Below are 12,952 nucleotides of genomic sequence, written 5' to 3' on the forward strand. Positions count from 1 at the left end.
ATTTTTTCATGCGTTCTTCATCGTATTGATAAACCCCTCCCATGGTCGTCCGTCATGCTGAAACGCACAGGATGACTTTCATGCGGAGGCTTCGTGATGGTGAAACATTGGCTTACGTTTGGCATGTCAGCGTTCGATACGCCAGGATTTCAGGATACTTCACGTCTGATGCATGCCGCTTTTCCAGGACCGCGCATGTACATTGAACCGCCGCAGCCCTTTTCCGGCTGGCTGCACGCGAGTGCTTCGCCCTTTCGGTACCGCGTCGCCAAGGTCGGGGATGAAGTGGTCCTTTCTCCTCCTTTGCCGTTTCCCCGGCGGTTTGACGTTTTGCGCATTGGTGCATCGATTCAGGCACGTTTCCTGGACCGTGTCGTAACGGCCGCATGGGGGAAGGACTGGCGTTCAACCTCCATTGTGTATTTGACGAACTGGTCCTATGCAGCTCGTCCCATCGTGGAGCACCTGCGGCCAAAATACCTCTTGTTCGATTGCGTAGACGATGTTCTGGCGTTTCCCTATGAAGTTCAGCAGGAGCGCGTGAATGCTGCGATGGCATGGTTGGCGCGGCGCGCGACCGTTGTCACAGCAGTTTCGAGTCCTCTTGCCGAAAAAATTGCCCGGGACTGGCATATTGATGCCGTCGTACTTCCGAACGGGGTAGACGCGGGACGCTTTCGGTGTCCAACGTCGACGCTGGCCTGGTGCACGCGCAACCATCGCTGCGAGGTGCAATCGACGGTGCTGACGCAGTTGGTCGCGCTGCGTAAATCGGTCCCCGGAAAAATATGGGCAGGGTTTGCGGGTACGCTCAATCACTGGATTGACTATGATGCCATGCGCGCGCTCGTGGATGCGTTTCCAGACATTCACCTGGTGCTGATTGGAAAGGTCGGCCACCTCGGCAGCGCAAGCGTGGAGCAATCGTTTCGTGCGTTGCAGCGCCATCCGTCTGTGAGTTTTCTCGGTCCAGTGAGCTACGACGCCTTGCCGGCCTGTCTTCATGCCCTGGACATCTTGCTGCTTACGCGCGTCCCTGGCCCTGCCAGTCTGGCATCGAGTCCACTGAAATTCTATGAGTACCTGGCCGTGGGAAAACCGGTCGTGGTCTGTGGCGTGCCCGTACCGGAGGATGCGCGAGCGCTTGTCTACTCGTTTCCGGAAGGCAAGCGTGGACTGCTGGACGCTGTCCGGCTTGCGGTCGGGGAGTGCCGCGGCGTGAGCGCGTCGCTGCGTATACAACGTCAAGCGTACGCAGCCTCGCACTCCTGGGAGACGAGAGTGGAGGCTGCGCGCGCATGTCTCACTGCAGCTGCGGGTTGTTGAACAGGACGGTGCAGGTGGTTTCAGCTTCCCAGTGTGTACTCACCGGGGCGCGGTGAACGTTCCGTTTTGATAGTCCTCAATCGCCTGAATGATTTCCGCCTTCGTGTTCATGACGAAGGGTCCGTAGGACACGACAGGTTCGTGTAACGGCCGGCCGGCGTACAACAGGACGCGCAGGTCGGACCTGGCTTTGATGTGCACTTCACTCGGCTTGTCCTTGTCGGCGCTGCCCAGCAGCAGTGCCTGTCCTTTCTGTGCTTCCGTGTCGTTTGCGCCAAATACGCCGCTTCCCTGGAGGACGTACAGGAAGCCGTTGTAGTCCCCCGGCAAGTCCTGGGTGACGGCCGCTCCGGGGGCAAGCTGGATGTCCACCATCGTGACCGGCACGTGGTTGCGGGTCGGCGCCGTGACACCGCCCGACGAACCGGAGAATACGCGCACAGCTCCGCCCGGCACTTCACGCACCGGCATGTCGGCGGCCCGCAGGTTCTGGTAGCGTGGTTCGGTCATTTTCTCGGCGCGCGGCAGGTTGACCCAAAGCTGCAGGCTGTGTACCCGCTCTCCAGGCAGTGGGTCTTCTTTGTGGATCACGCCGCGCCCTGCGGTCATCCACTGGACGTCGCCGGGCCCGAGGCCGCCCTCGCCGTGCTGGCTGTCATAGTGATGGAGTGTGCCCTCGATGACATACGTTACCGTTTCAATGCCCCGGTGCGGATGCACGTCGAACGTCCCGTGCTCAAACCAGTCTTCGGCGAGCAAGAGGAACGGGTCGTACTCGGCTGTGTGTCCGGGTTCCAGCACCATCGCGACGGTGTGAATCGGACTTTGCTGCTGCGCGACCGGCGTCCACACCCGTTTGATGGCGCGCTGCTGTGGTTGTTCTTGAGTCATTTGACGCCCCTTCTTTCCATGTCGGTGTATGAGGTTTGTAAACAAGGTCTGTGAACAAGGTCTGTCAAACAGCGGCCTAGGTGTTTATTCACGGCCTTTCCACTGATTATATAGCGGCCGCTATATAAAAGGAAGTGAAAAGTCGAGCCGTGTGCCATCGGCATGCCAGCGTGTGTGAGAGAACAGCAGCCGATGCGTACCAAAAATGGATGGCAACGCAGGGGCGAATCATGTAACATAGGATTCTGTCCGCCATCATACATATGGGACAAGCCTTTTGCCCGACCGCGTCGGGCACGCAAATTTTTCAATCAAACACGAGGTGGAAGCACAACATGTCAACGACAGAAAAGGACCTCACGCCGGACGTTGTCGAAGCAGCGAAAACCGCGGACACCCTGGACAGCCAAACGGTGGAGGAGCCGCAGGCAGAGGAAGAGAAAGAACTCACTCGAAAGTTGAAGATGGAAGAAGCCGTGCTCCGATACTTTCAAAACAAGGAAATTGCCAAAGAGCGAAACGAGGAAAACAAACTCCTGCTGGAGGAACTGGAAGCCTTGTTTCAGGAAGGAGACAAGGAAGAGGTCGTGATCGTGCTGCCAAACGGTGACCATGCCGTCCTGTCGCCCAAATTTGTGGAGCGCGAAGTACTCGACCGCGACTTGCTTGCGGAGGAAATGCAGGTTCCAAAGGATGAATTGAAGACGCCGTTCGACTTCTGTATGTTTACCGCGCAGGGCAAGCTCACCCCGGAGATGATTACCCGCCACACGACCGTGGAACGTGAAGTGAAGATGAAAATCAGCAAACGGAAACCGACGAGCCGCAGGCGTAAATCTACGGCCGATCTTCCGGAGGACCTGCGGTAGGCTGCGCGTGTCCATCCATCCGCACGCCGTGCGCTGCTTGCTTTCGTGCGCCGCTTCGCTGGTTCTCGTTTGGCCCGTGCGTTTGTTACAATGGCTCTGATGTAAAGCTTGGAGTGGAGCCTTGACGCAAGCCCATTGGGCGGCTTGCAGGCCGTGCCGGCAGGGGCATGGGCCAGTTGAGGGTGGAGGTCGGTGCCTGGTGTCGGACGAGCGGGCCGCAACGGAGATCGCCATTCGGTTTCATGAGGTGCGAAAAACCGTCCCCGGAAAGGATGGTCCCACACCCATTCTCGATGGCCTGACGGCCGATGTACCGAGCGGGAAAATTGTAACCCTTGTGGGTCCCTCCGGGTCGGGGAAGAGCACCATTCTTAAACTCTGCAATTTGCTCATCACGCCAGACAGCGGTGAAGTGTACGTCCATGGAACCGAGGTGCGCGCCTGGAAGCCGCCAGCCCTGCGGCGTTACGTGGGGCTCGCGTTCCAAAGTCCGACCCTGTTTCCTGGCACTGTGCAGGAGAATCTCGCCTTTGGCCGCATGCTGCGCGGGGAGGAGCTGGACCACCCCGAACAGCACCTGCAGCGCATCGGCCTGTCGCCCGATTTGCTGACCCAGCGGGCAGACGACCTGTCAGGCGGTCAAAAGCAGCGTGTGGCGCTGGCGCGCGTCCTCGCGAATGACCCACAAGTGTTGCTGCTGGATGAGGTGACCTCGGCGCTCGATGTCGCCGCCATCCGCGAAGTAGAACAGTACATCCTGGAAATTCAGCGAAACCGCCGGCTCACCGTGCTGTGGGTGACGCACGACCTGGAGCAGGCGCGCCGGGTTGGGGACATCACCTGGCTGGTGGTGTCCGGCCGGCTGGTGGAGGCCCAGGCGACTCGGTCGTTTTTTGAAGCGCCGCAGTCGGCGCTGACCCAGCGCTTTTTGCGCGGCGAGCTGGGGGGCGGCGGCGCATGAGCTTTCTGACACTGTCCTTCACAGTTGCGTTTGTCATCGGCGCCGTTCTGTTGTCCGTGTGGCTCAAGCTTGAACTCGAGCGCGACATGGTCGTTTCAGCGGTGCGCGCAACCATCCAGTTATTGATTGTTGGCTATATCCTCAACGCGGTCTTTCACGCAGAGCGCCTCATCTTTGTGCTGTTGATGGTCGCGCTGATGATTGCCGTTGCCACGCACAACGCCAGCAAACGAGGCAAAGGCCTGTCGGGCGTCTGGTGGCGGGTGCTTGCCGCGATCGCCGTGACAGAAGTGCTGACCCAGGGGTTTCTCGTGCTGATACGCGTGATTCCCCCCACGCCGCGTTATCTGATCCCGGTCAGCGGCATGCTGATTGGCAACGCGATGATTGTTGCAGGCCTTGCGCTCAATCGGCTGCAATCGGAGGCGCACAGCCACCGCCAGGAGATTGTCGCGGTGCTGGCGCTCGGCGGTACGCCGAAGCAGGCGGTGATGCCGTATCTGAAACAGGCCTTGCGCGCGAGCATGCTGCCGACCATCGACAGTACCAAGACCATGGGGCTCGTCCAGCTGCCCGGCATGATGACGGGACAAATCATCGCTGGCGCCAATCCCGTCGAGGCTGTTCGGTACCAACTCCTGATTGTCTTTATGATCATCGCGTCGGCTGCCATCACCAGTATCGTCCTCGGCTTTTTGACTTATCCACGCCTGTTCAACGCGTATGACCAGCTCATCGACATGGAGCCCTGACTGTGTTGCAAACCGGTTTGCGGTACGGCGGAAGCGGCAGGGGCTCAATATGTAAAGCGTTTTCTGGTAGAGTGGAGAGAGCACAGGAGCATCATGGAGAAGGGGAGACGGAGGATGTTTGAGAAAGACCTTTTAAAAGACAAAGTCGTGCTCATTACCGGCGGTGGTACGGGACTCGGCCGCGCCATGGGAGAGCGGTTTCTGGAACTGGGTGCAAAGCTGGCCATCACCGGGCGCCGGGAAGAGGTGTTGAAGAAGGCGGCCGAAGAAATGGCTGGGACCGACAAGGAAGTCTTCGCATACCCGTGTGACATTCGCGATCCCGGCCAAATCAAGGCGCTGGCAGACGCCGTGGAGGACAGGTTTGGTCACATCGACGTGTTGGTGAACAACGCGGCGGGCAACTTCATCAGTCCCACGGAACGGCTGTCGCACCGGGCGGTGGACGCGGTGCTGAACATCGTGCTGCACGGCACGTTCTATGCGACACTCGAAGTCGGCAAGCGGTGGATCCAGCAGGGGCACAGCGGCACCATGTTGAACATCGTGACTTCCTACGCCTGGACGGGGTCGGGGTTTGTCGTCCCTTCCGCCGCTGCCAAGGCGGGGGTGCTGGCCCTGACTCGGTCACTGGCCGTCGAATGGGCGCGCTACGGCATTCGTCAGGTCGCGATTGCACCGGGGCCGTTCCCGACCGAAGGCGCGTGGTCGAGACTCTCGCCAACGCCCGAACTGGCGCAGAAGGCGATTGAGCGAATTCCGCTCAAACGCGTCGGCGAGAAGTCGGAACTGGCCAACTTGGCAGCCTATTTGATTTCGGATTACGCGGGTTATATCAACGGCGAAGTCGTGACCATCGACGGCGGCGAGTGGCTGCAAGGCGCGGGAGAATTCAGCGGCTTGACGGAGGTCACGGAAGAACAGTGGGACATGCTGGCGCAGTTGACGCGCAAAGGCAAGTGAACGGAACGCAATCGAAAGTAAGGGAATGGTCAAATTTTGCAAGAAATGCAGTAACGTTTGATGATTTCGATTTAGTAGAATAGAAAAAGACGTCATGTTCGGGCGGGCGCTCGCCATGATTCCCGGCGGCGAACGTCACGCGATGGATTGGCGGGGTGTGCCATGAAATCTAAACCTGTGCGTTTTACCTTATATGGTATCATTGGCGTACTGATTGTGGCGGTCATTGGCGGCATTTGGTACATGCTGCGGGCGGGCGGCGGTTCGCTGCCGGTGGAGGGTCAGGCCCCCAACTTCTCCGCACAGGATGTGAGCCTGAACAAGACCGTCTCGATGCAGTCGCTGAGTGGGAAAATTGTCTTGATCACGTGGTACTACACGCACTGTACGGATGAGTGTCCGCTCACGATGTACAGGTTCGAGCAAATCCAGCAGCAGTTGGAGAAGCAGGGCACGTTCGGGAAGAACGTCATCCTGGTGGCGATGACGCTGGATCCGACGCGGGATACGCCGCCTGTCATCCGACAGTATGCCAATCATTTTCATGCCAACGCGAACGGGTGGTATTTCCTGCGCGCCAATCCGGCGCAGACCATTCAAATTTTGAACGCGTGGGGCATCAAAGTGAAGCCGAGTACCGACAAGGAATTCATCGAACACACATCCAAGACGGACTTGATTGACCAGAACGGCAACATTCGCGCTGAGTACAACACGGCGAATCTCAATCCGAATCAGGTCGTACATGACGTCAACAGCCTGGTTTCGCGCACGAACTGGTTGTAGGCGTTGTCTCTTGCGCGCTGCAGCATCACACCGGTCATGAACAGCGGCTGTGATGCAGAATCGGACGAGCAATCTCGTGAAGGCGGTGACCTCGTTGGCGAAGACAACGGCGCTTTGGGTTGGGCTGGCAGCGGCGGTCGTTTTTGTGGGACTGGCATGGATTGCTTGGTTGTGGCTGCGAACGGATGTCGAGCCGGCTGCCTCGATGCAAGGAACTTCCGTGAGCAGCGGCACCGGAAATCCTGTGGACGCCGGCACCACGCTGGACGGCAAGCCGGCGCCCGGGTTCACGCTGACCGACCAGTATGGCCGCACCTTTTCCTTGTCGCAGTTCAAAGGCAAAGTTGTGCTGCTCGCATTTGTGGACAGCGAATGCACCAACATTTGTCCGCTGACGACGGCCGAAATGGTCAACGCTGTTCAGATGCTGGGTCCGCAAGCGGCCAAGCACATTCAAATGCTGGGCGTCAACGCGAATCCAGAAGCGCGATCGATTGCGGATGTCAAACAGTACTCCGTCGAACATGGCATGATGAACTCGTGGCACTTTGGGACGGGGTCTGTCCGTGAATTGAAATCCATTTGGAAGCAGTACAACATCTACGACCAAATCGTCAACGGGGACATCGACCATACGCCGGCGCTGTATATCATCGACCCGCAGGGGCGTGAACGGGTCATTTTTCTCACCCCCAGCCAATTCGGAGCGGTGTCGGCTGAGTCCAGCGCAGTGGCCAAGCAGATTGCCAAGTATCTGCCTGCGGGCGTCAAGGTGAACCCACCGACCGTCCAGTACCAGGCGCCGACCGCCGGCCCGGGTACCGCGGTGCAATTGCCGCGTGCCACAGCGGCTGGGGTCAGCGGCAAGGTGGCTGTCGGTCCGGGCCGTCCGCAGCTCCTCGTGTTCTTCGCGAGCTGGGCATCAGACGGTCAGACGGAGCTGCAGGCGTTGAACGCGTACGCGAAGCAGGCAGGGAGTCCGCAGGTGGTTGCGGTGGATGTTGCGACGACGGAGCCGAACAGCCAGGCGCTGTCAGCGATGCTGCGGGACCTGCCGGCATTGAACTACCCGGTCGCGATTGACCAAACGGGCGAGGTGGCAGACGCGTACGAGGCTGCCGATATTCCGTGGTTGTGTCTGACAGACGGGAAGGGGCACATCGTGTGGAGCCACGACGGCTTTGTGTCCACCGCTTCATTGACGCAGGTCGTACACAAGAAGCTGCATGTTGCAGCGTGACGCAGCCCGTTCGTTTTCAAGGCAGTTTAGAGGTTCGACGTGTATGGTGGTGCACAGGGTAGTTAATAGAAATGGAGTTGAAGGAATGTCAGTTGAAACGAATGTGGAAGCAAATGTCGGAGGAACCGTTGAACGGAAACTTCGCCCCTGGCCGTGGGTGCTTGGCGCGGTCGGCGGTGCAGTCATTGTCGGTGCGGCGTGGGGCATCACGGCGTATGCGAACGAGGGGGGACCGCTCATCGCCAAAGTGGGTGACACTGCGATTCACCAGTCAGACCTGTACGCCAAGCTGGAGGCCACCGGCGGTTCATCTGAGTTGGAAGAAATGATCGATGAGCAGTTGATTGCGGACGGCGCGAAGAAGTACCACCTGACCGCCAGCTCCTCTGAAATCAACAGCGCTCTCAGCAGCCTGGAAGCCAGCGAGGGCATCAGCGGGACGTCCGAACTGGATATGTTCCTGGCGGAAAACAACATGACGATGAGCCAGTTGAACAGCCTGCTGAAAATGCAAGTCTTGGAACAGAAACTGGCAGAGCGCAACGTCAAGGTGACCAACGCGGAAATCCAGAGCTACTACAACAAGAACAAATCCCAGTTTACGAAGTCTGGCCAAAAAACACCGCAGCCGCTCAGCAAGGTCAAGAGTCAGGTGATTGCAGCGATTAAAGCGTCGAAAGCCGAAAGCTCCACGCAAGTGTTGGCGGATTTGGCCAAGCAAAACCCAATCACGATTTATGACGACAAATACTCGAGCGTGAAGGACGACATTGTCAACAGCACCTCGAGTGGTTCCTAATCTAGAGCGCATCAACCGGGCCTCCCTTGGCTTTGGGAGAGCCCGGCTTTTTGGTCTTGTAGTACAATGAACGGTACCAGCTGTTTCGGTGAGGAGGGAACATGAATGCAGCAGCACAGTGCCGGCACGAACGATGCCGGCCGCGAGATGGGCCAGAGTCCGCACAGCGTGGAGAAAGCCACGTTTGCCGGCGGGTGCTTCTGGTGCATGGTGAAGCCGTTTCATGAGTGGCCGGGCGTGATCGACGTGGTGTCCGGGTACACGGGCGGGCACAAACCGAACCCAACATACGAAGAGGTCTGTTCCGGCACGACGGGGCATGTCGAAGCCGTGGAAATCACGTACGACCCGTCCGTCATTTCCTACGAGACGATTCTCGATGTGTTTTGGCGGCAGATTGACCCAACCGACCCCAACGGGCAGTTCTACGATCGCGGCCCGTCCTACCGCACCGCGATTTTTTATCACTCGCAGGCGCAGAAGGAGGCCGCGGAGCGCTCTTTGCAAGCGCTGCAGGAGAGCGGGCGGTTTGACAAGCCGATTGTCACGCCCATCCTGCCGGCGGCGCCATTTTATCCTGCTGAAGAATATCACCAGGACTTCTATCAAAAGAACCCTGCGCACTACGAAGCGTACCGGCGAGGATCCGGCCGCGATGCGTTCATCCGCCGGCACTGGGGTTCGTCACAGCCCGATTCAGCAAGTCCCCCTTCGCATGGCACCGGTGACCTCACGCCCGGCGCTTCATGAATGCGCCATCGACAGGCACCGCCGTCAGGCTCTGCCATCCACAAGGCCGCGAATCCGCGGCCTTTTTTTGTCGTTCTCCTGAATGCATCCACTCCAGCCTCGCGCTTTTCCAATCGCTCATCTGCCGCAACTCGATGCGTAAAACATCGCCGGTTCAGCCATAATAAGCCAAAACCATGACGCAATGGGGGGTTGGCCGTGCGACAACGGGCGAATGAGGGCGGACGCACCGTGATCTGGTTCATCATCGGAACCGTGCTGGTGCTGTTCATTCTGGGGGCTGTGTTTTGGTGGTATGACTACGAAGTGCTCCATCACTAGCCGGGAACTTTCTTCGGCGAAGCGTCAAGCCGTCCTGTGAAGCACCAGGAAGCATAAGATCGACCCATTCTTTGCATGATTTACAAGTGGACCGCAAAAACTGGGTAGGCATCATCCGCACAGAAGCGTCGCGGTGACAAACGAAAACGCTCAGAGGATGTGTGAGAGACGAAACAAAGAAGCAGAAGAAGCTACTACGTCATGGGGATCGTCATCATCGTGTTGGTCGCCATCATTGTGCTGCTGGGGGAATTTCGGGTGTACTCCATCTACTCGCTCCGTCCCTAGGCGACCGTGGCAACTACCAGGACAAAGGAGTCAGTTGCGTTGAAAGAGCCCACAGTTCAGAACGACGTAAGCAAACGATTTCGCCGCTTCCTTTGCGGGCGCAGAGGCAGGGGGCTCGCAGTCTGCTGGTCTTTCCTGCTTGTCGCGTTTGCGGCCACCGGATGCGGTCCGGGGGTGATGGTCTTCTCGCCGGCGGGCCCGGTGGCTCGCATGGAGCAGCGCCTCATCATCATTTCGATGATTCTCACGGCCGTCGTCGTGATCCCGGTGCTGATTTTGCTCTGGTACATTGTTCGCCGTTACCGGGATGTGCCTGACAACACGGCGCCGTACCACCCGGAGTGGTCGGAAAGCCGAACGCTCGAGGTTCTGTGGTGGGGGGTGCCCATCGTCATCATCGCGATTTTGGGTGTGTTCACGGCGAGAGATACGTTCGCGCTCACCCGCCCCCCGGAACCGACCACCACGACGCCGTTGACGGTCGAAGTGACGTCGCTGGACTGGAAGTGGCTGTTTGAGTATCCGGGACAGAACGTTGCGACTGTGAACTACTGCAAAATTCCAGCGAACCGCCCCGTCCAGTTTGTCCTGACCTCGGACGCGCCGATGAACTCGTTCTGGGTACCCCAGCTGGGCGGCCAGGAGTACACCATGCCCGGAATGGCGATGAAGCTGTGGCTCCAGGCGGACCACCCAGGGACGTATTACGGGCGCGGTGCCAACTTCAGCGGCGAGGGATTTGCGAACATGACGTTTCACGTGATTGCCGTCCCAGAGAGCCAGTTCGATGCCTGGGTGAAAGGGGTCAAGAAAACAGCACCCCCGCTCACGGAGGCGACGTACAACCACCTCGTCCAGCCCAGTGTGGAGAAAGAGATGACGTTCTCTTCCTATCCTCCGAGCCTGTTTACCGACACCATCCGCAAGGAAGGTGGCATGTATATGAAACGCGACCTGACGGTCATCCATGAGAAAGAGTCTTAGCACTCAGTCTTCGCACTCGATGATCTGGATCTGGAGAAGAAAGAGGGTACAGAATGTCCGAGCGACTCCACAATTTTGTCACTTCGTTTTTTGTCACCGGAGACCCGATGATTTACGGTGCAGACGTCTCGATTGTGTTGGTGAGTCTCGCGATTTTATTCGTCCTCACCTACTACAAGAAGTGGGGATGGCTGTGGCGCGAGTGGTTGACGACGGTCGACCACAAAAAAATCGGGATCATGTATCTGATCGCGTCACTCTTGATGATGTTCCGCGGCGGCGCGGACGCGATTCTGATGCGTACACAGCTTGCGGTGCCAAACAATCACTTCTTGCAAGCGGAGCATTACAATCAGATTTTTACGACGCACGGGACAATCATGATTTTGTTCATGGCGATGCCGTTCATCTTCGCCATGTTCAACATCGCGGTTCCGCTCCAGATTGGCGCGCGGGACGTCGCGTTTCCGTACTTGAACGCCATCAGTTTCTGGCTGTTCTTTTTCGGCGCGATGCTGCTCAATTTGTCCTTCGTCATCGGTGGTTCGCCCGACGCAGGATGGACAAGCTACCCGCCGTTGGCCGAGCTGCCCTTTGACAAGGGGCCTGGTGAAAACTTCTACTTGCTGGCGTTGCAAATCACCGGCATTGGCAGCATGGGTACGGGCATTAACTTCCTGGTGACCATCCTGAAAATGCGCGCACCGGGCATGACGCTGATGCGGATGCCGTTGTTCTGCTGGTCCGTGGTTGCCGCATCGATTCTCATCATCTTCGCGTTTCCAGCCCTGACGGCGGCGCTCGCATTGCTGCTGTTGGACCGCGTGCTGGGTGCGCACTTCTTTTCGATGGTGCAGGGCGGCAACCCGATGATGTACATCAACTTGTTCTGGGTGTGGGGCCATCCGGAGGTATACATCGTCGTCCTCCCTGCATTCGGGGTCTTTTCGGAGGTCTTCAGTACCTTTTCGCGAAAGCGCATCTTCGGGTACTCTTCCATGGTTGCTTCGTTGATGGCGATTTCCGTCATCAGCTACTTCGTGTGGGTTCACCACTTTTTCACCATGGGTGCAGGACCAGGCGTGAACGCATTCTTTGCGATTGCAACCATGTGTGTCGGGATCCCGACGGGTGTCAAGGTGTTCAACTGGCTGTTCACCATGCTGCGCGGTCGGATTCGGATATCAACCGCAATGCTCTGGGCGGTTGGATTCATTCCGAATTTCGCGATTGGGGGAGCGACAGGTGTCATGCTGGCGTGTGCGCCTGGGGATTATCAGTACCATAACAGCTATTTTCTCATCGCACATTTCCATCAAGTGCTGATTGGCGGCACGGTGTATGGAATGCTTGCCGGCATGTACTACTGGTGGCCGAAAATGTTCGGATTCATCCTCGACGAGCGGCTGGGGCGCTGGGCCTTCTGGTGGTTTAACATCGGATGGTACGTTTGTTTCCTGCCGCAGTATCAACTTGGGCTGATGGGCATGACGCGTCGCATCTACACGTACCCGCCAAACATGGGATGGAATACGCTGAACCTCATCTCCACGATTGGCGCCTACATGATGGCGATTGGCTTCGTGCTCATCGTGGCTGACGTGATGTACAGCATGTTCAAGGGACAGCGTGACCTGACCGGCGACCCGTGGGACGCCCGCACGCTGGAGTGGTCGCTGCCGTCGCCGCCGCCGCACTACAACTTTGCGCGAATTCCGACGGTGACCAGCCGCGATGCCTGGTGGGTGATGAAGGAAGCCCGCAAGCAAGGCGTGCCGCCGGAGCCGGAAGAGCCGTTCAAGCCCATCCACATGCCCAAGAACTCCGGCCGGCCGTTTGTCCTGTCCGCGTTCTTTTTCATCGGCGGCTTCGGCCTGTGCTTCGGGTGGATTTGGATGGCTGTGATTGGCCTGTTGGGCGTTCTGGCGTGTCTGCTCTTTCGGTCGCTCGAATATGACACGGACTATTGGATTCCCGCGGAAGAAGTGGAGCACGAGGAAGCCGCATTGGGGAGGGCGTAAG

13 protein-coding genes are annotated in these 12,952 nt (G+C 58.3%); 12 read left to right on the forward strand and 1 reads right to left on the reverse strand.

Going from position 1 to position 12,952, the window contains the following annotated elements; all coding sequences use genetic code 11:
* Positions 1 to 96 precede the first annotated feature (96 nt).
* Positions 97 to 1,326, forward strand: a complete 1,230-nt coding sequence (locus JI721_RS13420) for a glycosyltransferase (RefSeq protein ID WP_274455375.1) — start codon at positions 97 to 99, stop codon at positions 1,324 to 1,326.
* A 39-nt stretch (positions 1,327 to 1,365) separates the two neighbouring features.
* Here JI721_RS13420 and JI721_RS13425 read toward each other — a convergent pair whose 3' ends face one another.
* The gene (locus tag JI721_RS13425) at positions 1,366 to 2,217 is read right to left on the reverse strand and encodes a pirin family protein (protein ID WP_274455376.1); all 852 of its coding nucleotides are present in this window, start codon (positions 2,215 to 2,217) and stop codon (positions 1,366 to 1,368) included.
* Positions 2,218 to 2,552: 335 nt separating this feature from the next.
* Here JI721_RS13425 and JI721_RS13430 point away from each other — a divergent pair, with 335 nt between their 5' ends.
* The 11 genes from JI721_RS13430 to qoxB all read left to right on the forward strand — a co-directional run bounded on the left by JI721_RS13430 (position 2,553) and on the right by qoxB (position 12,951).
* Positions 2,553 to 3,086, forward strand: coding sequence for a hypothetical protein (locus JI721_RS13430; protein ID WP_274455377.1), 534 nt, complete (start codon positions 2,553 to 2,555; stop codon positions 3,084 to 3,086).
* A 199-nt stretch (positions 3,087 to 3,285) separates the two neighbouring features.
* A complete protein-coding gene (locus JI721_RS13435) occupies positions 3,286 to 4,047 on the forward strand; it encodes an ABC transporter ATP-binding protein (RefSeq protein ID WP_274455378.1) in 762 nt (253 codons plus the stop codon).
* Positions 4,044 to 4,799 (forward strand): ABC transporter permease, encoded by a 756-nt coding sequence (locus tag JI721_RS13440; protein WP_274455379.1) that lies wholly within the window; start codon positions 4,044 to 4,046, stop codon positions 4,797 to 4,799. Before JI721_RS13435 ends, JI721_RS13440 begins: the two co-directional genes overlap by 4 nt.
* A 114-nt stretch (positions 4,800 to 4,913) precedes the next feature.
* Positions 4,914 to 5,762, forward strand: a complete 849-nt coding sequence (locus tag JI721_RS13445) for an SDR family oxidoreductase (RefSeq protein ID WP_274455380.1) — start codon at positions 4,914 to 4,916, stop codon at positions 5,760 to 5,762.
* A 162-nt stretch (positions 5,763 to 5,924) separates the two neighbouring features.
* A complete protein-coding gene (locus JI721_RS13450; protein WP_274455381.1) occupies positions 5,925 to 6,548 on the forward strand; it encodes an SCO family protein in 624 nt (207 codons plus the stop codon).
* A gap of 94 nt (positions 6,549 to 6,642) precedes the next feature.
* Positions 6,643 to 7,788 (forward strand): redoxin domain-containing protein, encoded by a 1,146-nt coding sequence (locus JI721_RS13455; RefSeq protein ID WP_274455382.1) that lies wholly within the window; start codon positions 6,643 to 6,645, stop codon positions 7,786 to 7,788.
* Positions 7,789 to 7,873: 85 nt separating this feature from the next.
* Entirely contained in the window at positions 7,874 to 8,587 is a 714-nt protein-coding gene (locus JI721_RS13460) for a peptidylprolyl isomerase (protein ID WP_274455383.1), read from the forward strand.
* Between the two features lie 147 nt (positions 8,588 to 8,734).
* Complete coding sequence (gene msrA / locus JI721_RS13465; protein WP_307015784.1) at positions 8,735 to 9,337, forward strand: peptide-methionine (S)-S-oxide reductase MsrA; 603 nt, start codon at positions 8,735 to 8,737, stop codon at positions 9,335 to 9,337.
* Positions 9,338 to 9,535: 198 nt separating this feature from the next.
* Entirely contained in the window at positions 9,536 to 9,658 is a 123-nt protein-coding gene (locus tag JI721_RS13470; RefSeq protein WP_274455385.1) for a hypothetical protein, read from the forward strand.
* Positions 9,659 to 9,985: 327 nt separating this feature from the next.
* A complete protein-coding gene (locus tag JI721_RS13475; protein WP_274455386.1) occupies positions 9,986 to 10,930 on the forward strand; it encodes a ubiquinol oxidase subunit II in 945 nt (314 codons plus the stop codon).
* A gap of 53 nt (positions 10,931 to 10,983) precedes the next feature.
* A complete protein-coding gene (gene qoxB / locus JI721_RS13480) occupies positions 10,984 to 12,951 on the forward strand; it encodes a cytochrome aa3 quinol oxidase subunit I (RefSeq protein WP_274455387.1) in 1,968 nt (655 codons plus the stop codon).
* Position 12,952: the final 1 nt, after the last annotated feature.

Source organism: Alicyclobacillus cycloheptanicus (assembly GCF_028751525.1).
Taxonomy (GTDB): domain Bacteria; phylum Bacillota; class Bacilli; order Alicyclobacillales; family Alicyclobacillaceae; genus Alicyclobacillus_L; species Alicyclobacillus_L cycloheptanicus.

Coding starts and splice junctions, on each gene's coding strand:
- JI721_RS13420 (WP_274455375.1), top strand. CDS start 97: ATGGTGAAACATTGGCTTACGTTTGGCATGTCAGCGTTCGATACGCCA.
- JI721_RS13425 (WP_274455376.1), bottom strand. CDS start 2,217: ATGACTCAAGAACAACCACAGCAGCGCGCCATCAAACGGGTGTGGACG.
- JI721_RS13430 (WP_274455377.1), top strand. CDS start 2,553: ATGTCAACGACAGAAAAGGACCTCACGCCGGACGTTGTCGAAGCAGCG.
- JI721_RS13440 (WP_274455379.1), top strand. CDS start 4,044: ATGAGCTTTCTGACACTGTCCTTCACAGTTGCGTTTGTCATCGGCGCC.
- JI721_RS13445 (WP_274455380.1), top strand. CDS start 4,914: ATGTTTGAGAAAGACCTTTTAAAAGACAAAGTCGTGCTCATTACCGGC.
- JI721_RS13450 (WP_274455381.1), top strand. CDS start 5,925: ATGAAATCTAAACCTGTGCGTTTTACCTTATATGGTATCATTGGCGTA.
- JI721_RS13460 (WP_274455383.1), top strand. CDS start 7,874: ATGTCAGTTGAAACGAATGTGGAAGCAAATGTCGGAGGAACCGTTGAA.
- msrA (WP_307015784.1), top strand. CDS start 8,735: ATGGGCCAGAGTCCGCACAGCGTGGAGAAAGCCACGTTTGCCGGCGGG.
- qoxB (WP_274455387.1), top strand. CDS start 10,984: ATGTCCGAGCGACTCCACAATTTTGTCACTTCGTTTTTTGTCACCGGA.